We start from the raw sequence: 21,572 nt of genomic DNA, 5'->3' as shown, positions 1-21,572 counted from the left end.
CAATATTGCTTTAATCAAATAAAAAAAGGGTAAGCTACTTATATCGCACCGCTACAACTTCATACCCTTGCTACATTCCTGTCCTGGGGGAGTTCTGAAGGAGCTGGTCGTATAAGACTTACCCGCTGCAAAAATACAACAAATACCGATAGTTCCAAATGTTGAGGCCATTTTTATTAACAATACATATTTCTTACATTTGCACAAATCAAAACCACAAACTATGGAAGCGAACATTGAGAATAACCAGAATGAGCCCCAGGGAGGTGTTACCTTGTTTAAAAACGCATTGGTTTATGGACTTTTAACAGGTGGAGCCTATATACTAGCTTCATTGTTGTTCTACTCACTTGATGTTGATCCGGGCAGCAAGGTTCAATATCTTACATTTCTGATTTTGATTGCCGGAATAATCATGGGCATCAAACAATTTCGTGACAAGCATTCGGGTGGTTTTCTCTCTTATGGCCGGTGTTTGGGAACCGGAGTTGTTATTAGTGTGGTTGTAGGGATTATTATGGCTATTTATGTTTACTTGTTTTTTAGCTATTTTGATCCGGGTCAGTTAGAAAAAATGGCTGAAATGGCTGAACAAAGATTGGTTGATCAAGGGCTTACTGATGAGCAGATAGATCAGGCAATGGTGATGACACGAAAATTTATGAATCCTGTTTTTTCGGCAATCATGAGTGTTTTTTCGATGGCTTTCTGGGGGACAATAATTTCGCTTATTGTGTCAATTTTTCTTAAAAAAAATGATGAAAGTTTTGATGGAGCTTTCAATCAATAACCTTACCTAAAGCAATTACTGAATAAATGGATATTTCTGTTGTAGTTCCTCTGTATAACGAAGAGGAATCTTTGCCTGAATTGTGCTCATGGATTAACCGTGTGCTTGATACCCATCACCTTTCGTATGAAATTATTCTTATAGATGATGGGAGTAGTGATAATTCGTGGGCAGTGGTGAAAAAACTGCAAACTGAAAATCCATATATCAGAGCCGTCAAGTTCAGACGTAATTATGGGAAATCGGCAGCCTTGAATAAAGGGTTTGAAAAAGCACTGGGAGATGTTGTTATCACCATGGATGCAGATTTGCAGGACAGCCCGGATGAAATTCCTGAACTTTTTAAAATGATAAAGGAGGAAGGTTTTGATTTGGTTTCAGGCTGGAAAAAAAAGCGTTATGATTCAAAACTGGCTAAAAATATCCCTTCAAAAATATATAATGCAACAACCCGGCGTATGTCAGGCATAAAACTTCACGATATGAATTGTGGTTTGAAAGCTTACCGTCGCGAGGTAGTAAAAGCCATTGAAGTATATGGTGAAATGCATCGATATATACCTGTTATAGCCAAGTGGGCCGGATTTAAAAATATTGGCGAGAAAGTGGTTGTTCACCGAAAAAGGCAATACGGAGTAACTAAATTTGGTTGGGAAAGGTTTATTAATGGATTTCTCGACCTTGTTTCAATCATGTTTGTTTCACGCTTTGGTAAAAAGCCAATGCATCTTTTTGGCACACTCGGCACAGCATTATTTATGGCAGGATTTGCAATAGGAGGATATTTGGCTTATGCCAAGATATTCTTAGCCAGTTACAAAATGACCGAAAGACCACTTTTTTACCTTGGTCTTTTAGCCATGGTCTTAGGGTCTCAGCTATTTCTTGCCGGATTTTTAGGAGAATTAATAAGCAGAAGCTCGAGTGATCGCAACCATTATCTGGTTGAAGAAGAAAGCTAAATCAACTGATTGAAATACAAGCATATAAAATACATTGATGCAACCCAAAAAGAAAGTTGTTATAATTGGTTCTGCTTATCCGCTGAGAGGGGGAGGGATTACAACGTTTAATGAACGGTTAGCTAAAGCATTTATGGAGCGAGGTGAAGATGTTGTAATTTTTACTTTTAGTTTGCAATATCCATCATTTTTATTCCCTGGAACTACTCAGTTTTCTAATGAACCTCCACCAGAAAATCTTAATATACGAGTAAGGATTAATTCTATTAATCCAGTAAATTGGGTACTAACAGCGATGGAAATTAGTAGATTAAAGCCTGATTTTGTTGTTGTCAGGTTTTGGCTTCCTTTTATGTCACCTTGTTTGGGGACTATTTGTAGGATTTTACGATGGAAAAGTAAAACCAGGGTTATTGCAATTACAGATAACATTATACCACATGAGAAAAGAATGGGTGATATACCACTTGTTAAGTATTTTGTTAATTCAGTTGATGCATTCATTGCTATGTCAAGAGCAGTTCTACAAGATTTAGGTAAATTTGATCAAAAGAAACCCAAAGTATATTATCCGCATCCCCTATATGATAATTTCGGTGACTCAATTTCTAAAGATGAGGCAAAGAACCGACTGAATCTTGATCTGGATAAAAAATATTTATTGTTTTTTGGATTTATTCGTGATTATAAGGGACTTGACTTATTGTTAGAAGCAATTAATGACAATAAGATCAAGGATTTATCTTTGAAACTTCTTGTTGCAGGCGAATTTTATGGTAATGAGGATAGGTACTTAAATTTAATTAAAACATATGAATTAGAAGATTATATTGAATTAAGAACTAATTTTATTCCGAATACTGAAGTTTATTTGTATTTTTGTGCTTGCGACATCGTTGTACAACCGTATAAGCATGCTACTCAAAGTGGAGTAACACAGATTGCTTATCATTTTGGAAAACCTATGATTACTACTAATGTTGGAGGTCTTTCCGAAATGATACCAGATGGGAAAGTTGGATATGTTGTTAATCCTAACCCAGCTGCTATAAGGGAGGCTATCTATAAATATTATAATGAAAAACGGGAAAATGAATTCATTGAAAATGTGAAAATCGAAAGGGATAGGTTTTCATGGAATGGATTATTGGATGTGATTGAGAAATTTTAATTTTAGTATAAATATTAATAAATTTTCAATATGAAATCCCTGAAACCTATTGTTATTGGGCTATTGTTTATTTTATTGGGCGTTCAAACGAAGGCTCAAAATGTGGAAAGCATTGCAATCCGGCCTGGTCCTCAAGATGGCTATGATGCTGAAGTTAGGACAGATATGGATTTTCCAATCTGGCATGATGATGATTTTATTGCGAATGCATGGACAGTAAATTTGGGTGCATTTATTCAAAGAAGTTTAATCAAGTTCGATCTTTCAGCAATTCCATCAGGTTCAATAATATTGGGTGCAAGATTGTCACTTTTTTGTAATACAACCTCAGGACATCAACAATTGCATGCCGGAAATAATTCATCGTATCTGTTAATGATAACTTCTGATTGGGATCAATATCAAACAAAATGGGATGATCAACCCTCAACAACTTTAGCGAATTCAATCATCTTACCTCAGTCGCAATATAAAACTCAGGATTATCTTAATATTGATGTGACTAATCAAATAGACTATTTCCATAAAAACCCGGAAAAAAATTATGGTTTTTTAATGAAACTGTTGGAGGAGGAGACATATAGCTCATTAGTATTTGCTTCAAGTAATCACATTGACCCATCCAAGAGACCATTATTGGAAATAGAGTTCATTTCTTGTGTAACACCAGATCCCAGTTTTGCTTTTTCATTAACAGGTATGCCGAAAGAAGTAAGTTTTACTCTTATTCCTGAAAATAATACCAATTATTGGTGGGATTTTGGTGATGGTTTTTATTCAAGTCTTTTAGAGCCTGTTCATACATACCAAACTCAAGGGAAATATAATGTTTGTCTTACAGCGAGTAACGGTTGTGATACAATAACTACTTGCGATTCCGTGAATGTGTGTAGTTTAGTGGACGCACAATTTAGTTTTCAAAATTATCAAAATTCTGTTTCATTTGTCCCAATGTTAAATGATCCAGAAGCACAATATACCTGGAATTTTGGCGATGGCTTTTATTCTTATTTGAAAGAACCCGTACATCAATATAATTCTGATGGAGCGTATTTAGTATGTTTAACCGTGTCAAATAATTGTAACTTGTTGACTTTTTGCGATACTGTTAGATCATCAGCATTGGGTATAGATGCTCAAAGTGTTGAAAAGCAAGTAAATATATTTCCTAGTCCCACCGATGGTATAATTAATGTTACCAAGGGTGGAAATCCTGTAAATTTTCAAAGTTTAAAGGTTATAGGAATGGACGGAAAGTTGGTTTTCGAACATGGAGATTTTACTTCTTTAAATAGTGCTGCAGGGGTTCAATTCGATTTGTCTGGTTTTGCAAATGGAATTTATACTGTTCTTCTCTTGACTGACCAGGGCTATTTAAACCAAAAAGTCATTCTATGTAATAAAAAATAGGTTTAGAATTCAATGATTTACAGAAGTAAGGCACCACTTAGAATAGGACTTGCAGGGGGAGGGTCTGATGTATCACCCTATTCCGACCTTTTCGGGGGCGCAATTTTAAACGCTACCATAAGCCTTTATGCTTATGCTACTATCGTTCCTCGAACTGATGGGAAAATTGTATTTCATTCAATAGATAAGAATGAGTACTACGAATTTGAAAAAGCGGAATCTCTGCCAGTCAATGGTATTTTAAATCTTCACAGAGGGATTTACAACCGCATTGTTAAGGATTTCAGTCATCAACCGCTGTCATTTACACTTTCAACCCGCGTTGATGCTCCCGCAGGCTCTGGATTAGGAACTTCTTCAACGCTCGTTGTGGCCATCCTGGGTGCTTTTGCAGAATGGCTTAAACTTCCCTTGGGTGAGTATGACTTAGCCAGGCTTGCATACGAAATTGAGAGAAATGACCTGGGAATGGCTGGTGGAAAGCAGGACCAATATGCTGCCACTTTTGGTGGAGTTAACTTTATGGAGTTCTCTGCTAATGATAAAGTCATTGTTAATCCTTTGCGAATTAAAGATATTTATCTGAATGAACTGGCGCATAATCTGGTGCTTTTTTATACGCAAACCAGTCGATTCTCTTCAAAAATCATTGAGGCTCAATCAGCTAATGTTATCAGCAATAATGTAAAGTCTATTGAAGCCATGCATCAACTCAAAAAACAATCGGTTATGATGAAGGAAGCCTTGCTTAGAGGTGATCTTGACCGAATTGGAGAAATTCTTGATTTTGGGTGGACTTTTAAAAAACAGATGGCAGATGAAATTACCAATCCATTGCTGGATGATATTTATGAAACAGCCCGCAAAAATGGTGCTTCAGGCGGGAAAATTAGTGGTGCTGGGGGCGGAGGTTTTATGATTTTTTATTGCCCGGGTGAGTCAAGGTCATATGTGATTGATGCACTCAAAAAGTATGGTGGCGAGTCTAAACGTTATGATTTTACTACCGTCGGGCTTACCACCTGGACTATCTAATCTGTGATTTTTATTGATTGTACCTCCCCGGAAGGTGAGTTTTAATTACTTTTGCCGCAAAATTGAAGTTCAATGCAAAATCGTATCAAAGAAATACTGCAATCTTCTGTTGATGTAAAAAAATCAGTAATGGAAGACACGCAGCTGTTAAATCGTATTGAGGAAACTGTCAACGTAATTGTGAAGGCCTTTGTGGATGGCAAAAAAGTACTCTTCTGTGGAAATGGTGGAAGTGCTGCAGATGCCCAGCACCTGGCAGCTGAATTTTCAGGAAGGTTTTATTATGACAGAAGCCCCTTAGATGCTGAAGCGTTGCATGTTAACTCAAGTTATATGACAGCAGTTGCCAATGACTATTCATACGATGAAGTTTATTCAAGACTGGTTAAAGCAAAGGGTGTAAAAGGAGATGTTTTAGTCGCAATTTCTACGTCTGGAAATTCTTCCAATATTCTTAAGGCAATGCAGACTTCCCGGGAACTGGGTATGATAAATATTGGCTTCACTGGTGCAACCGGTGGTAAAATGAAGGATTTATCTGATGTGCTCTTAAATATTCCTTCAAAAGATACCCCACGAATTCAGGAATCGCACATTACAGTTGGCCATATCATTTGCGAATTGGTTGAAGCAAAATTATTCCCTCGCTAACATGTTTATGGATTTCCCCGATATCATTATTCTGGCAGGAGGACTTGGTACCAGGTTACGCGATTCTGTGCAAAATCTACCCAAGGCTATGGCTCCTGTCAATGGGAATCCTTTTCTTGAATATCAATTTGACTTTATTAATCAATTCGGGTTTAAAAGGGTAATTCTTTCAACCGGTTACCTGAGTAATGCTATTGAGGATTACTTCGGTAATAGTTACAAAAATCTAGAATTGGTTTATTCTAAAGAAGATGTACCACTTGGGACAGGAGGAGCAGTGAAACTTGCGTTTCAACATGTACTTTCTCCTCACGCTTTGGTGATGAATGGCGATACTTTGTTTTGCATTAACCTCGATCAGTTTTTTCAAAGACATATTGAAGAACTGGCTAAAGTTTCAGTAGCCTTGCGTTTTGTTGAGAATGCTTCAAGGTATGGCTTGGTTGAATGTTCATCTGATGGTAGTATCCTAGGTTTTCATGAAAAATCAGACCGTGCAGCTTCTGGTTTTATCAATGGTGGAATATATCTGATTAAAGCAAGGTATTTTAATGGACTTGACTTTCCTGAAAAGTTCTCACTTGAAAAAGATTTTTTTGAAAAAAAATTAGATCCCAGGTGGTATAAAGCCCAAATTTTTAGCGACTACTTTCTTGATATTGGCATTCCAGATGATTATTTAAGAGCTCAAAAAGAATTCAATGAGTTTAAAGATCGATAAAAACTGGACGCTGTTTCTCGACCGGGATGGCGTTATTAATGAAAGAATTCCTGATGATTATGTGAAGTCAAAGGAGTTGTTTCATTTTATTGATGGGACACTGGAGGCCATCAAAATATTTTCAGCACTTTTCCAAAAAATTGTGGTAGTTACTAACCAGCAGGGGGTAGGAAAAGGATTGATGACTATAGATGAATTAAATGAGATTCACATTCATATGCTACAAGCTGTTGAACATGCTGGAGGTGTTATTCATAAAGTCTATTTTTCTCCCTATCTCAAAAGCGAAAAGCACTTTACCCGCAAACCTTCAATAGGTATGGGCTTATTGGCTAAAAAAGATTTTAAAGAAATTTCATTTAAAAAATCAGTGATGGTTGGAGATTCTTTTGGAGATATTTTGTTTGGTAAACGACTGGGAATGAAAACAGTATTCATTGGTAGTGCTGAAATGGCAAGAAAATTTCCGAAATTAGTCGATTTTGTTTACCCTGATTTGATTACCTTTGCAAAAAATTTGAGATAAGGAATCACTTAACTGTTTAACGTGCATCCATTAGCGATTGTAGCAATTTTTTTATCTTATTCAGCCCTCCTTTTTATTATTGCTGCTATAACCGGCAGAAAATCCAACAACGAAACTTATTATTCCGGAAATAAATCATCACCCTGGTTTGTAGTTGCTTATGGGATGATTGGTGCTTCTTTATCAGGAGTTACTTTCATTTCAATTCCTGGCGAAGTAGGTTCATCAGGGTTTTCCTATATGATGATTGTTTTTGGGTATCTGGTAGGGTATGCCTTTATTGCACAGGTGCTGTTGCCGATGTATTATAGTCGAAACCTGACTTCAATTTACAGCTATCTTGAACAACGTTTTGGGAAAAATACTTATAAAACCGGGTCGTCCTTTTTTTTGTTATCGCGCAGTATCGGCTCATCATTCAGGGTTTATCTTGTTGTAAATGTACTTCAGCTCTTTGTATTTGATAGTTGGGGCATTCCTTTTTTTGTGAATGTGTCCCTTTTTATGGGGCTTATACTTTTATATACTTTCAAAGGTGGTATAAAAACGATTGTCTGGACAGATACACTTCAAACTACTTTTATGTTGGCGGCGGTGGCTGTTTCAGTATATTTTATTTCAACAGATTTGGGTCTTGGCTTGCATGATTTGTTGCAAAAAGTAAATAAAAGTGATTATTCTAAAATTCTCTATACAGATATTAACGATAAGCGCTTTTTTCTTAAACAATTTATCAGTGGTGCTTTTATTGCCGTAGTGATGACAGGGCTCGATCAGGATATGATGCAAAAGAATCTTACTTGCAGAAATCTTAAAGATGCTCAGAAAAACATTTATTTGCTCAGCTGGATGTTGGTTCCGGTAAATCTTTTATTTCTTTTTTTAGGCGCTCTATTATATTTATATGCTTCGGAAATAGGAGTCCCTGTTCCTGTCAGCACGGATGATTTATTTCCGACAATAGCACTTAAATATCATGGGGCTTTTGCTGGTATCGTATTTATGATTGGACTTGTAGCTGCGGCATTCTCGAGCGCAGACGGGTCACTTACTGCTTTAACCACCTCTTTCAGTGTGGATATTATCGGGCTTAAAAAGAAAATATGGCCTGAAAGCAAAAAAATTAAAGTGAGAATGGGAATACACCTCAGTTTTGCTGTGTTTCTTACCTTACTTGTCGTAATTTTTAGATCAATCAGCGATCAATCTGTTATAAACAAGTTATTTACAATTGCAGGTTATACTTATGGACCATTACTCGGTTTATACACTTTTGGCCTGTTTACGAAGTTTGAGGTGAACGATAAATGGGTGCCTCTTGTCGCGATTCTATCGCCAATCCTAAGCTATTTCCTTAGTGTGAATTCTTCCTGGTTACTCAAAGGCTACATTTTTGGCTTTGAATTGCTGGTTATCAATGGATTATTCACTTTTATAGGATTGCTAATCCTTACCAGAAAAAAGTAATTCACACACTAAAGGTTTTAAAGAAATGAAAAGAAAACAAGCTGCAATCAACAAAAATACTTGCAGTTTGTTTTCAATCATTGTTTCATTTAACACTATTACTCATGAGCAACATCAGATTTAAGGCGCTTGAAATGGCAATGGCACGTCCGCGAAGGCAATTGCCTGTTTATCCGGATAGGATATCCGATTATTACGGTGAACTGGCATTTAATCAGTCAGTTATGCGTGAATACATGTCTAGAGAGGCTTTCAATTCTGTAGTGCATGCCGCCGAAATGGGCGTAAAAATTGATAGATTAATAGCCGATCAGGTAGCTTCAGCTATGAAATCGTGGGCGCTAAGCAAGGGAGCCACACACTTTACCCATTGGTTTCATCCGTTAACTGGCTCAACCGCAGAGAAACATGATGCTTTTGTTTTTCCAACAGGCGACGGACATGCAATTGAAGCTTTTAATGCGAATGAATTAATCCAACAGGAACCTGACGCTTCGAGTTTCCCCAGCGGCGGAATTCGCAATACTTTCGAGGCCAGGGGATATACTGCCTGGGATCCCACTTCTCCTGCGTTTATAATGGATCGCACACTTTGTATTCCTACCATTTTTGTTTCTTATACAGGAGAAGCTCTTGATTATAAAACACCTCTGCTCAAAGCTTCCAGTTCGCTTGACCGCGAAGCTACAGCGGTATGTCAGTATTTTGATGAAAATGTAAAAAGAGTTTTTGCTACACTGGGATGGGAACAGGAGTATTTTCTGGTTGACACCGCCTTATATAATGCCAGACCTGATTTATCACTTTCAGGTCGGACATTGTTTGGTCATTCAAGTGCAAAAGATCAACAGTTATCTGATCACTATTTTGGTATTATTCCTGAAAAAGTGATTGAATTTATGCGTGAATTTGAATATGAAGCACATCGTTTGGGAATTCCTGTAAGAACCCGGCACAATGAAGTTGCCCCCAATCAATTTGAATGTGCTCCTGTTTATGAGGAAGTAAATGTTGCCGTTGATCACAATCAGCTGATTATGCATTTGCTCGAAAAAGTTGGTAAACGTCATGGTTATACCGTATTACTGCACGAAAAGCCTTACGCAGGTGTAAATGGCTCAGGGAAGCACAATAACTGGTCAATGAGTACTAATACAGGCGAAAATCTCTTGTCGCCTGGTAAAACTCCACAGGCAAATCTGCAATTTCTTGTTTTTCTCTCGAGTATTCTCAAAGCCCTTGACACTCATGCCGATTTGTTAAGAGCATATATAGCTTCGGCTGGTAATGATCTCAGACTGGGTGGCCATGAGGCTCCTCCTGCTATTATTTCAGCCTTTATCGGCTCTCAATTAAGCGATACTCTCGACCAGATTGAAAAACTTGATAAAGCTTCCCTTAAAAGGAAAACAAGCGGAAAAGGAATGAACATCAATATTCCTAAAATTCCTGAAATTCTGCTTGATAATACTGACCGTAACAGAACATCTCCTTTTGCTTTTACAGGCAATAAATTTGAATTCAGAGCTGTTGGTTCAACTTCCAGCTGCGCTAAACCTATGATAGCTCTTAATCTGATTGTTGCTGATCAACTTCGCAAATTCAGACAGGAAGCAGATAAACTTATGGCTGACGGCGTTGAAAAAGAAGATGCAATCTTTAGGGTTGTTAAGAAATACGTTGCCGAGTCGAAACGTATCAGGTTTGAAGGAAACAGTTATAGTGAAGAATGGGTGAAAGAAGCAGCTAAAAGAGGTTTGTCAAATATACCCGATACCCCGCATGCTCTTAAGAGTTTGCTTAGAAAGGAAGCCATCAGGTTGTTTGAAGAGCATCAGGTGCTATCTGAACGTGAAGTCCGAGCCCGTTACGAAATCAAACTTGAAAATTATACACGAAAAGTTCAGATTGAGTCCAGGGTAATGGGTGATTTGGCCATCAACCATATTGTTCCTATTGCTATCAGATATCAAAACCAGTTGATTGAAAATGTAAAGGGACTGAAAGAAGTTCTTGATTCAAAAACCTATACAGCGCTTTCAAAAAACCAGCTTGATACTATCAGAGAAATTTCTGAACATATTGCCGTTATCCGCACTGAGGTTCATAAAATGACGGAAGCCCGAAAAATTGCCAATGCTATTGATAATGTTGAAAAGCAGGCCCTTGCTTATCGGGAAGATGTACTATCGTATTTTGATATAATCCGCTATCATGTCGATAAACTTGAGTTATTGGTCGACAATGAGTTGTGGCCATTGCCTAAATACAGGGAACTCCTGTTTGTGAGATAATCAGTTAATTCAATAATCATATAAAAGCCCCGGGTGTTTCCCGGGGCTTTTATATTTTTCTGAAATAACAGGAGTAAAAAAAGTAAACTTCTTATTTCTATTTGTGAGCTTTACGATAGGCACGTTTCCAGGCTCTTCTGACCCAATAATTTTTTTTCCAGTATCTGCCCCAGATAATGCCAGACCAGATACGCTCATGAAAATAATAAATTGCCAGTTTTACCGTAAAATCAATAATACTAATAAGTGTTGCATCGCCCAGGCTCTCGTTTAAAGTACGCTTGGTTGTGCTTCTGAAAATGATAAAAAAAACAACAAACATAACCCCTGAAGCCATCACCCGATATGTAAGGGCTTTTATCAGACTTCGCTGAGGACTGTCACGGAAAATAGGTTGTGTTTGATTATCAGTTGAGGAGTACTTGTCAGGCCTGGATTGTTTGCTCATAAAAGTCATTGTAATTTACATTACCAAAAATACAAATATTCTTTTTGTCAGAGCAAAATTATGCATGTAATGATGGAAATGAATGCTTTTATTAATCTGAGAGTATTGATATTTTAGTTTTATATAACTAAATAACAAGTGATTAGATGTTGTTTAATTCTGGATTACAGATTTGCTTTTTCTAAAGATATCCCTGTGAAGAGTTAAAGTGGTTCAACCATTGATTTAAAATTTCACTAACTTTGAAGCGTAAACCAGCTAATATGAAATCATTCAGGCACGCACTCAAGCGTTTTGTCATTCTCTTGCTCTTTTTAAGCCTTTCTTTTTCGGTTTTTAGCCAAATTAATGTGGTGCCATTTAAAGGTGCTAACCCATCAACCGAAAAGGATGGGATAATATATAGTTTGCCCCGGAGTGTGATTCAGGTGAATTTTGATGTTGTAAAAACTGAAAGCTTCAAAGGTCCTTATGCCGATTATGCTTTTAAATTACTCGGCTTATCTGATTTAATCACTGAAAATTCAATATCTTATGAAATTGAAAATGTTGAATTAAGTACATTCTCTGAGGTTGATCCTGAGCAATTTTATTTTATTGAAATTGACGAAAAAGTGAAAGATAGCAGATCGCTTTTGGTTACTATGTCTGAAAAGGGATACATCGGGGGCTTTACCGATATCAAAAATATAAGTAATAATTTGAAAAGTGCTTTACTTACAGGCGATTACTCAGACGAAAATATCAAACCATTCAGAGAACTCCTGAAACCTGTAATTATTGAAAAAATTGACACGGTAGTCCGGCGCATCAGCATTGATACGACCACAATTGAAGAAAAGGTTCTGAAGCGCAGTTTATCAGAACGGACACCCGAGCAACAGGCTCGCGAAATTGCAGAGTTGATTTATAAGATTGAAGATAGTAAATTCAGCCTGATAACAGGTTATCAGGAAGTTAATTATTCGCGCGAGAGCCTTGAATTTATGATAGACCAGTTAAATAAAATGGAAAAGGAATATCTTGCTCTCTTTCAAGGAATAAAGCGGAAATCAGTAGAAAAGCATACATTTTCTGTTACGCCTGAATCTTCAAAAGAAGGTACGTTGGAAACTATTTGTCGCTTTGCAAAAAATAAGGGAGTAATGGAAAAATCGGGTTCAGTTGGAGAGTCGGTAAGTGTTATCATTACTCCGTTAAATCGCAATAAGGCCATTGAAGATTTTGTTCTCAGAAGAGAACAGGCTTCAAGAAAACTTCATGGTTTTTATTACCGGATTCCAGAATTGGCAGAAGTGTCACTTAGGGTGGGAGGTATGGAAATTGCTGAAAAAGAAATGATCATTTCGCAAATGGGACTCATTACTTATCTCCCGGCAGGAAATATGTCAAACGTTATGTTTCATCCCGAAAGTGGTGCTATTATGCATGCTGTTTCTGAATAAATGCAGCGGAAAATGGATAATAAAAGTCAAAGCCGAATCAGGAATATTCTTTTGTTCCCCAGGTGGGAATGGAAAGTGATAAATCTCGAAAAACGCTCTTTAAAAGAGGTCTTTATCTCATATGCCTTTCCGCTAATATTGGCAGGTGCCATTTCTCAATTCATTGGAAGTTTCCTTTACGTGAAGAATGAATTGGATATTGATGCCTACAAGTTTTCTTTACCTTTAATTCAGTCTGCTTTTTTTATCATCCTCCAGGTTGCTATCGTTATTCTGGCTACTATTTTCTTGTATGGTCTAGCCGGTAAATTTGGCTCAAATAAAGATTTTATCCGTTCCGGAAAACTGATAATATATTCTCTTACACCACTTTACATGTTGTATGTAGTAGCCAATCTTCATGCTTCATTAACCTGGACACTCATTCCCGGGCTATACAGTGTTTATTTGTTATGGACAGGACTTCCTGTGCTATTGAATACACATGCGCTAAAGAGACCCGCATTTGTTATGATCATGTGTATTTCTATTTTGGGTATTCTTTTTGTTACATCCAGGCTTTTAGAAATAAGCACGGCAATTATCTTCCCGGGGGTATCTGAATAACTATTAATTACGGCTCTAACGTCTGGAGATAAGCCTGTCTCATAATAACCAAATCATGCAGTAATTTTTCAAGCAAATGCAGTGGGAGCATATTGGCTCCGTCTGATTTGGCATTTTTAGGGTCAGGATGAGTTTCCAGGAAAATTCCATCAGCGCCAGCTGCAATTCCGGCCATGGCAATGGTTGAAATCATTGCAGGATTACCACCGCTTACTCCTTCTGCCTGATTAGGCTGTTGCAACGAATGGGTAATGTCAAGAATTACCGGAACTCCCATTTTTTTCATTATAGGAATGGATCTCATGTCAACAATCAAATCCTGGTAGCCAAACATCGTGCCCCGATCAGTAACCATTACTTGATTATTTCCGTTGTCTTTCACCTTTTCAACTGCAAATTTCATCGACTCAGGAGAAAGAAATTGTCCTTTTTTGATATTAACCCATTTACCTGTGGCTGCTGCTGCTGCAAGTAAATCACTTTGCCGGCATAAGAAAGCCGGAATTTGCAGGGCATCTACATATTCTGCGGCCATTGAAGCATCATCAACTGAATGAATGTCAGTAATAACAGGTATTCCAAGTGCTGATTTTACATGGCCGATGCTTTTAAGTGCTATTTGATCACCTATTCCGCTGAATGAGGATGATTTTGAGCGATTGGCTTTTTTATAAGAAGCTTTAAAAATGAATGGAATTTCCAGTTGCGTGGTGATTTGGTTAATTTTTAATGCTATCTCAAGGGGCATTGATTCGTTTTCAACCACACAAGGGCCGGCAATTAAGAAAAAATTGCGGTTGGCATAATGTTTCAAACCACTGATTTCGGGAAGCTGAATGTTGTTCATTGGGGAATTTATTAATATTGGTATTTATTTTTCCAAAGTGATTTTAACCGGTTGCGAAACTCTTCTTCACGTGCGTTTGCTCCCGGATTATAAAGAAGGGTTCCCGAGATTTCAGGAGGTAAAAATTCCATCTCAGTGAAATTTCCTTCAAAGCTGTGTGCGTATTTATAATCATTCCCGTAGCCCATATTCTTCATCAACCTGGTTGGCGCATTTCTAATCTGCAAGGGAACCGGCAAATCTCCCTTTTTTCTAACCAGAGCAAGTGCATCATCAATTGCCATATAGGAGGCATTGCTTTTGGCCGAGCAAGCAAGATAAGTGGCACATTGCGAAAGAATTATGCGGCATTCAGGATAACCTGTTTTATGAACAGCGTCAAAACAGGCATTGGCCAATAACAAAGCATTTGGATTGGCATTTCCTATATCCTCGGAAGCAAGAATTAGCATACGCCTGGCAATAAAGAGCGGATCTTCACCAGATTCAATCATTCTGGCCAGCCAGTAAACAGTAGCGTTGGGATCACTGCCGCGCATTGATTTTATAAATGCAGAGATGATGTCATAATGCTGTTCGCCGTTTTTGTCATAGAGCGTGAGATTCTGCTGAATTGTTTCTGTGGTTGTCTTATTGGTAATCTCTATCTTATTATCCTTGACAGAAGATGTTCCGACAATAATTTCTATGGCATTCAACAGTTTTCTGGCATCGCCTCCTGAAATTCGCAGCAAGGCTTCATCTTCTTTAATAATAAGATTTATTCCGGTTGATGTGCTGACTTTTTGAATCGCTTTATTTATGATAAATCTCAATTCTTCTTCAGTCAATGACTTTAATACATAAACCTGACAACGCGAAAGCAAAGGACTTATGACTTCAAATGAAGGGTTTTCGGTTGTGGCTCCAATCAGGGTAACAATTCCCTTTTCAACTGCGCCCAGCAGGGAATCTTGCTGCGATTTACTAAATCGGTGTATCTCGTCAATAAATAAAATTGCTCCCAACCCTTTACGGCCAGCCAATTCAATAACTTCCCTGATATCTTTAACACCTGAATTAATGGCACTCAGTGTGAAAAAATCACGGTTCAGTTTCTGCGAAATAATATAAGCAAGTGTGGTTTTGCCTACTCCCGGCGGGCCCCAGAAAATCATTGAGGGCAGATGTCCGGATTCAATGGCTTTTCTTAGTACACCATCCATTCCAATCAGGTGCTTCTGACCAACATAGTCGTCGAAACCATCAGGGCGCAACTGCTCAGCTAAGGGCGGTAATTTGGACATTTTTAGCAATAATTATTGTGTGCTGTGCAAAGATATACTAATAATGGGCTTGTCAACTTTCAAATTTTGATGTGAATTTTATTTTACTGTCACCTTGCATAAAATAGGGGCCGTTTTTTTTCGTTTTTTAGGCTCATCCATTAAAATTCGCTTATTTTTGGACTACTTTTTAAGGCTATTTTAAGGTTAAATTAAAAATATTTTTTAATGATTTGCCTTATGCCTTGATATTCAACATTATATAGGCATTAAAAAAATCTTAAAAAAATGCACAATTACTTGCTTTTTAATATTGCTTTCATGTATCTTTGCCTTGTTTTAATCTAACACATAAACATGAAAACATTATCACAGATTTTATTGGTTGCTGGTTTAGCAACTATGGTTGCTTGCGGACCAAGCGCTGAACAGAAAGCTGAACAGGCTCGTCTTGATTCAATCAGAGTAGCTGACTCTATCGCAGTTGTTGAAGCTGAAGCTATGAGAGTTCAGGATTCAATCAATGCTGTTGCTGCTGAGCAGCAGAGAATTGCTGATTCAATTGCAGCTCTTCCTGTTAAATAGTTTGAAGCAACTATTACGATTTTAAAAAGAGGTGGTAACACCTCTTTTTTTTATATATATGCTTTTCAATAAATTCATGAGCCCTGCATAGGCTGATTGAACATTAGCTCTTTGGTATTGTAAGGCCGGCTATCATAATATTTTGTACCTTTGAAAACAGCTTAGCATTTATTTTTCTTTGCTAAGAAATCCACGTTTTTATGACTGATAAAATAAATGCTGAAGACCCTCTAACATTTAGCAGTTTTGGCTTTGATGATGGAATTATGCAAGGGCTCGATTCTATAGGCTATGAAATTCCAACACCAATTCAATCTCAGATTATTCCCCATATTATGGCAGGGCACGATGTAATTGGATGTGCCCAAACCGGTACCGGTAAAACAGCTGCTTATCTTTTGCCCATTCTCCATCGTATTGTTCAAACTCCTGTAAAAGGAATCAATACGATTATTATTGCACCTACCCGCGAATTAGCTATTCAGATTGCTCAGCAACTCGAAGGATTTAGCTATTTTTTAAATATTAGTTCACTGCCAGTTTATGGTGGCACTGATGGAAAGGAGTGGGAACAACAGCGAAAGGCTTTATCACAAGGTGTTGATATTGTTGTTGCAACACCCGGAAAGCTTATTTCATTTCTGAATATGGATATTGGGTTGGTACAGCAGCTTCAGCATCTTGTTTTGGATGAAGCTGATCGAATGCTCGATATGGGATTTTTTGATGATATTATGAAGATTATCAGTTATTTGCCTAAGAACAGAAATACTTTGTTGTTCTCTGCTACCATGCCACCCCGGATTCGTGAAATGAGCAAACGTATACTTCAGAACCCTGTTGAAGTTAATATTGCACTCTCAAAACCGGCCGAAGGTATTTTGCAAGTGGCTTACATGGCATATGATAGTCAAAAAACAAAACTATTGGCTGGTTTGGTTAAAGGACGAGATTTGCCAAGCATTATTGTTTTTGCTTCAAGAAAATCAAAAGTTAAATCAATTGCTCGTGAATTGAAAGAGGAGGGTTTTCAGGTTGCCGACATCTCTTCTGACCTTGAACAGACCGAAAGGGAAAAGGTACTTCTTAAATTTAAAAACAGGCAGTTGCAAATGTTGGTTGCAACAGATGTTATATCAAGAGGTATTGATATTGAGAATATCAGTTTGGTTATAAATTATGATGTGCCTCGTGATGCTGAAGATTATGTTCACCGTGTTGGACGCACAGCCAGAGCCGAACAAACAGGCATTGCCATTACTTTTATCAACGAACTGGAACAAGCAGAGTTTTCAAAGATTGAAAAACTGATTGGGTATGAAATAAGAAAGCAAATGCCGCCGGAGGCTTTAGGTGAAGGTCCTTCATATAATCCTTCTGCTGCAAGAAAGAAATCAGTACGCAAACCTTTTAAAGCTAAGCGGCGAAATTCAAAACCTAAACCGAAAGAATAGTGGATCTTCATTTAAAAGGAAGGTTTTTCCTGGTAACAGGCGCTTCATCAGGCTTGGGCAAAGCAATTACCGGGCAGTTGGTGCAGGAAGGTGCCGAAGTGCTTGCAATTGCAAGAAATCAGGATAAGTTAGACGAACTTGTTGCTGAATATGGTTCATATGTGCAGACAATGGCTGCAGATGTTACTGACCGCAAATTTTTAAGCCTGCTTGGACTAAAGCTAGATGCAAGAATTCCCGATGGAGTATTGGTGAATGCAGGCGGCCCCCCGGCTGGTGGCTTTTTTGACACAGATTTAAACTTGTGGGATGAGGCTTATCAAAATGTTTTGTTATGGAAAGTCTCATTACTTAAATATTTGATTCCATTGTTTAAAAGCAGGGGCTCAGGCAGGGTAGTGATGATTGAAAGTATTTCTGTGAAACAGCCCGTGCAGGATCTTATTTTAAGCAATGCTTTCAGGCCCGCAGTTGTTGGGATGGCTAAAATATTGGCTTCTGAAGTAGCTAAAGATGGCATAACAATAAATATTTTAGCTCCGGGATATCATGATACTAGTGCTATGCAGCGGCTTTATCAGAAGAAATCGCTCAAAACGGGACATTCTGTTGAGCATGTGAAAAAACTATTTATTCAGGAAACAGAAACTGGTCACTTGGGAGTGGCGGCTGATTTTGCCCAGATGGCAGCTTGGTTGTTGTCACCGGCTTCTGCTTTTGTTACCGGGCAGGTAATAAGTGTGGCAGGAAACCAAATAAAAGGACTCTGGGGCTGAATCTTTGTATTTGTTTTAGTTTCTTTTACTGCTGATTTTAACAAAAACGGGCAGCGAAAGTCTATAAAGTACTAATCCTAAGGGTATTGAAATTAACATCCAAATAATAGCAGCCCCAATAGCAACATAACCCAGTTTTGATAAAGTTCCCCACCAGTCGGTGCTGAATTTTTGAACAAATTCTGTCGGAGAACCTGTCATTATTTCCGAGCCTAACACATATGCACTGATTTTAAAAAATGGATATATCAACAATAGTTGAAGAGGGTATACCATATAGTTTATCAGTTGAATAGCGCCATGATTTAGCTTGTAAATAAAGGCCACCAAAACACAACCAAGGGTAGTTGTGCCTGGCACAGGGTTAATGCCCATGCAAACTCCCAGGGAGAAAGACAAGGCTAGTTTTGAAGGAGTAAGACCACTGGTAGAAAAAATCCGAAAGGGCTCTTTCAGCCATTTGTTAATTATTTTCTGAAAAATATTCATTAAACAGGCATTGAAGGATCTACATCCCGGGCATACTGGTAAATACCTCCTTCAAGTATAAATAACTTTTTTAGCTTAAGTTTGTCTTTGAGGAAGATATAAACTTGCTCACTTTTAATCCCATACATGCAGTAGATCACAACTTTTCCTTCAGTATTTACAAGCGAAAGCCTTTCAGGTAATAAGAGTTGAGGGATGGATATGGCAGAATCAATATGACAAGCTTCATATTTTTCAGCTTCTCTGGTATCGATAAGCTGAAAAGGCTCTTTACCAATGAGCAAATCATGTAATTCAACTGGGGTAATGTGATTCATTTTAGTTCGAAATTTGCGTTATTGTTGCTGTGTGTTGCCTAATTCTTCAATTTTGTCTGATTCAATTACATGTGTGCCCTGCATGTCATTTGCAGCAGTTATCATCGCCTTTGCAACTGTTAGAGCATGAACCGGGCTGTACTTTTTCATGCGGCCAATTAAGAGAAAACTGAATATTTTGAAGAGAGTTTTTCCAAATTCTTCCAATGGCCGGGACTCGTTCCGTAAGCCTAAAAGCATGGAAGGCCGCAGGATGTTAAGCTGATTGAATCCAAGGTTTTTTAAAACATCTTCCGTTATCCCTTTTGTATTCAGATAGAAGTTAGAGCTTGCAGGATTTGCACCTATTGATGAAATGAAGGAGAAAACCTGAATGCCATTGGATACTGCGGCTTTGGCAATGTTCACAATCAGATGATGATCGGTATTCAGGAAAGCTTCCTTACTGCCAGCCTTCTTAATAGTTGTGCCAATACAGCAAAATAAATGATCGCCGGTTATTTCATTTTTAATTTCCGATATTCTTTCAGCATCAAATATGATTTGCTTAACTTTTCCATGATAGGAGGGGACTTCCCTCCTGACATACAGGATGATTTTATCATATCGGTCATCTGCAATGAGGAGTTCGGTTAAGAATTTGCCAGTGAGTCCTGTACCGCCAAAAACCAGCGCTGTAAGTTTGCGATCTTCTGCCATTATTCTGTTTTAGCTTAAAGTGCTAAATTATGAAACTAAATCAATATAAAAATACAACTTTATGAACTTCTTAAAGAGCCTCTTTTCATTGAAAAGAAAGTTCCTGCCAGACACAAAAGAGAGAAAACAAGAAAGGTCAGATGGATGCTTTTAAGTAATCCCGCTGTGTAAACAGCTCCCTGAACTGATTTTCCGATGATTACAGCCATAATCAGCATTGAAATGCCCATGCTCATTGTTTGACCTGTGAGGCGCATGGTACCTAATGTTGCCGATGCAATGCCATATTGGGGAGGCGACACCGAACTCATAACTGCATTGGTGTTGGGCGAAGAAAAGAGCGCAAACCCCAGGCCAAGGAACATTAATAATAATACAATGATCCAAATGCCGGTTGTAGCCGTGATGAAGGCAAAAGCGATGAGCCCTGCTACAGTAATTCCCATTCCAATACTGGCCACAATGGCCGGCTCTATCCGATCGCTTAAAATTCCCGCCAAAGGAGAAAAAAGGGTCATCATTACTGGTTGAGACATTAATATCATTCCCGCCTCAGCCGGACTCATATGTTTAATTTGTTGCAGATAAAAGCTCAATAAAAATACCAATGCATAAGTTGCACTGTAGTTAATAAAAGCTGCAAAATTTGAAAAAAGAAATACATGGTTTTTTCTGAAAATATGCATGTCCAGTAATGGCTCTTTTGCCTTGTTTTCCTGCTTGCCAAAAAGCACGAACCCTATTAATCCGGCAGTAACAATGACTATGCCTGATAAAGAAGGGAGAAGTGGAAATCCATAAATAAAAAGCGCCAGGCTTATGCCATAAATGAGGCTCCCATTTGTGTCAAAAGGTATGGTTGAGAGAGGCTTTTTATCATCAGCTAGTTTTTGACCGGCAAAAACCAGGATAATTACACTTAAAATTGCGGTAAAAGCGAATATACTGCGCCATCCCAGATACATAGTGAGAAATCCTCCCAGAGTCGGGCCCAGGCTAAGCCCGAGGTAAACTGAAGCCACATTTATACCCAGGGCTTTACCTCGCTCATTTTTAGGAAAAGCAGATGTTAAAATGGCCAGCGCTGTAGCATAAATCATGGCCCCGCCAATTCCATTCAATGTTCTGGAAAGGATTAAAATCCACCAGTTAAAAGCCAGTGCAGATAAGCCAGAGGCTACTCCGAATAGAATTATGCCGTACATAAAGAGCTTTTTTCGCCCGTTGCGATCTGCCAAACGACCAAAAGGGAGCAAAAAGACAGCTGCTGCCAGCAGATATGAAGTGGCCACCCATCCAAGTTGAATCGTGTTCATGTTCATTTCTTTGCCAATTTCAGGAAGCGCAATATTAATGGCCGATCCCATAAATGGTGTAAGGAATGAACTTAAGGTAGTTACAAATAGAATTGTTCTCTTGTTACTCATTTCAGGCTTTTTTGCAAAATTAGGCCAAATAAATTCATTTTGCCGAGGTTGCTTACTTACTTATTTTAAATCCCGGCTTCATTTATGGTAATAATTAAATTTGTATGTTCGATTTTAAGAATAACTTGTTTCCTGAAGTACTTTTCATGGCTAATTTGTTTAGCTTTATGAAGGAATCAGGGAGTAA

General features: G+C 38.0%; 22 protein-coding genes and 1 other RNA gene. 15 read left to right on the top strand and 8 right to left on the bottom strand.

Going from position 1 to position 21,572, the window contains the following annotated elements:
- Nucleotides 1-24: 24 nt before the first annotated feature.
- Nucleotides 25-124, bottom strand: an RNA gene (gene ffs / locus H6541_06775) — signal recognition particle sRNA small type.
- Between the two features lie 99 nt (nt 125-223).
- Here ffs and H6541_06770 point away from each other — a divergent pair.
- The 10 genes from H6541_06770 to H6541_06725 all read left to right on the top strand — a co-directional run bounded on the left by H6541_06770 (nt 224) and on the right by H6541_06725 (nt 11,027).
- Complete coding sequence (locus H6541_06770; protein ID MCB9015485.1) at nt 224-790, top strand: DUF4199 domain-containing protein; 567 nt, start codon at nt 224-226, stop codon at nt 788-790.
- Between the two features lie 26 nt (nt 791-816).
- Entirely contained in the window at nt 817-1,752 is a 936-nt protein-coding gene (locus tag H6541_06765; protein ID MCB9015484.1) for a glycosyltransferase, read from the top strand.
- Between the two features lie 37 nt (nt 1,753-1,789).
- On the top strand, nt 1,790-2,923 hold the full coding sequence (locus tag H6541_06760) for a glycosyltransferase (GenBank protein MCB9015483.1): 1,134 nt from the start codon (nt 1,790-1,792) through the stop codon (nt 2,921-2,923).
- A 30-nt stretch (nt 2,924-2,953) separates the two neighbouring features.
- On the top strand, nt 2,954-4,333 hold the full coding sequence (locus H6541_06755) for a DNRLRE domain-containing protein (protein ID MCB9015482.1): 1,380 nt from the start codon (nt 2,954-2,956) through the stop codon (nt 4,331-4,333).
- Between the two features lie 12 nt (nt 4,334-4,345).
- The gene (locus H6541_06750) at nt 4,346-5,368 is read left to right on the top strand and encodes a dehydrogenase (protein MCB9015481.1); all 1,023 of its coding nucleotides are present in this window, start codon (nt 4,346-4,348) and stop codon (nt 5,366-5,368) included.
- Between the two features lie 72 nt (nt 5,369-5,440).
- Nucleotides 5,441-6,019 (top strand): D-sedoheptulose 7-phosphate isomerase, encoded by a 579-nt coding sequence (locus tag H6541_06745; protein MCB9015480.1) that lies wholly within the window; start codon nt 5,441-5,443, stop codon nt 6,017-6,019.
- Between the two features lie 7 nt (nt 6,020-6,026).
- Nucleotides 6,027-6,740, top strand: coding sequence for an NTP transferase domain-containing protein (locus tag H6541_06740; protein ID MCB9015479.1), 714 nt, complete (start codon nt 6,027-6,029; stop codon nt 6,738-6,740).
- Nucleotides 6,721-7,266: an HAD-IIIA family hydrolase gene (locus tag H6541_06735; protein ID MCB9015478.1), complete on the top strand. Its 546-nt coding sequence runs from the start codon at nt 6,721-6,723 to the stop codon at nt 7,264-7,266. The genes H6541_06740 and H6541_06735 overlap by 20 nt, the downstream gene beginning before the upstream one ends.
- 21 nt (nt 7,267-7,287) lie before the next feature.
- Nucleotides 7,288-8,733: a sodium:solute symporter gene (locus H6541_06730; GenBank protein ID MCB9015477.1), complete on the top strand. Its 1,446-nt coding sequence runs from the start codon at nt 7,288-7,290 to the stop codon at nt 8,731-8,733.
- Nucleotides 8,734-8,837: 104 nt separating this feature from the next.
- Nucleotides 8,838-11,027: a glutamine synthetase III gene (locus tag H6541_06725; GenBank protein MCB9015476.1), complete on the top strand. Its 2,190-nt coding sequence runs from the start codon at nt 8,838-8,840 to the stop codon at nt 11,025-11,027.
- 97 nt (nt 11,028-11,124) lie between these two features.
- Here H6541_06725 and H6541_06720 read toward each other — a convergent pair whose 3' ends face one another.
- Nucleotides 11,125-11,475: a DUF2061 domain-containing protein gene (locus tag H6541_06720; GenBank protein ID MCB9015475.1), complete on the bottom strand. Its 351-nt coding sequence runs from the start codon at nt 11,473-11,475 to the stop codon at nt 11,125-11,127.
- Between the two features lie 263 nt (nt 11,476-11,738).
- Between H6541_06720 and H6541_06715 the strand changes: the two genes are divergently transcribed.
- Both H6541_06715 and H6541_06710 read left to right on the top strand, forming a co-directional pair.
- On the top strand, nt 11,739-12,920 hold the full coding sequence (locus H6541_06715) for a DUF4831 family protein (protein ID MCB9015474.1): 1,182 nt from the start codon (nt 11,739-11,741) through the stop codon (nt 12,918-12,920).
- A 12-nt stretch (nt 12,921-12,932) separates the two neighbouring features.
- Complete coding sequence (locus tag H6541_06710) at nt 12,933-13,526, top strand: hypothetical protein (GenBank protein ID MCB9015473.1); 594 nt, start codon at nt 12,933-12,935, stop codon at nt 13,524-13,526.
- A 7-nt stretch (nt 13,527-13,533) separates the two neighbouring features.
- On the opposite strand, the gene kdsA is transcribed toward H6541_06710, so the two are convergent.
- Both kdsA and H6541_06700 read right to left on the bottom strand, forming a co-directional pair.
- Complete coding sequence (gene kdsA / locus H6541_06705) at nt 13,534-14,373, bottom strand: 3-deoxy-8-phosphooctulonate synthase (GenBank protein MCB9015472.1); 840 nt, start codon at nt 14,371-14,373, stop codon at nt 13,534-13,536.
- 11 nt (nt 14,374-14,384) lie between these two features.
- Nucleotides 14,385-15,659, bottom strand: a complete 1,275-nt coding sequence (locus H6541_06700; GenBank protein ID MCB9015471.1) for a replication-associated recombination protein A — start codon at nt 15,657-15,659, stop codon at nt 14,385-14,387.
- Between the two features lie 336 nt (nt 15,660-15,995).
- On the opposite strand from H6541_06700, the gene H6541_06695 reads away from it, so the two are divergent.
- From H6541_06695 to H6541_06685, 3 genes are all read left to right on the top strand, one after another.
- Entirely contained in the window at nt 15,996-16,223 is a 228-nt protein-coding gene (locus H6541_06695) for a hypothetical protein (protein ID MCB9015470.1), read from the top strand.
- Nucleotides 16,224-16,423: 200 nt separating this feature from the next.
- Nucleotides 16,424-17,677: a DEAD/DEAH box helicase gene (locus H6541_06690; protein ID MCB9015469.1), complete on the top strand. Its 1,254-nt coding sequence runs from the start codon at nt 16,424-16,426 to the stop codon at nt 17,675-17,677.
- Nucleotides 17,677-18,453: an SDR family oxidoreductase gene (locus tag H6541_06685; protein ID MCB9015468.1), complete on the top strand. Its 777-nt coding sequence runs from the start codon at nt 17,677-17,679 to the stop codon at nt 18,451-18,453. The genes H6541_06690 and H6541_06685 overlap by 1 nt, the downstream gene beginning before the upstream one ends.
- Before the next feature lie 15 nt (nt 18,454-18,468).
- Here the strand turns inward: H6541_06685 and H6541_06680 are convergent, their stop codons facing one another.
- From H6541_06680 to H6541_06665, 4 genes are read right to left on the bottom strand one after another with little or no spacing between them, the layout of a single operon-like run.
- Nucleotides 18,469-18,942 carry a DUF2062 domain-containing protein gene (locus H6541_06680; GenBank protein ID MCB9015467.1) on the bottom strand — a complete coding sequence of 158 codons (474 nt, stop codon included), beginning with the start codon at nt 18,940-18,942 and terminating at the stop codon, nt 18,469-18,471.
- Nucleotides 18,942-19,259: a sulfurtransferase gene (locus H6541_06675; GenBank protein MCB9015466.1), complete on the bottom strand. Its 318-nt coding sequence runs from the start codon at nt 19,257-19,259 to the stop codon at nt 18,942-18,944. The genes H6541_06680 and H6541_06675 overlap by 1 nt, the downstream gene beginning before the upstream one ends.
- An 18-nt stretch (nt 19,260-19,277) precedes the next feature.
- Entirely contained in the window at nt 19,278-19,958 is a 681-nt protein-coding gene (locus tag H6541_06670; protein MCB9015465.1) for an NAD(P)H-binding protein, read from the bottom strand.
- Nucleotides 19,959-20,017: 59 nt separating this feature from the next.
- A complete protein-coding gene (locus tag H6541_06665) occupies nt 20,018-21,385 on the bottom strand; it encodes an MFS transporter (GenBank protein ID MCB9015464.1) in 1,368 nt (455 codons plus the stop codon).
- Nucleotides 21,386-21,572: the final 187 nt, after the last annotated feature.

It is taken from the genome of Lentimicrobiaceae bacterium (assembly GCA_020636745.1).
Classification (GTDB): Bacteria; Bacteroidota; Bacteroidia; order Bacteroidales; family Lentimicrobiaceae; genus Lentimicrobium.
This window is presented reverse-complemented; position numbering and strand designations above follow the sequence as displayed.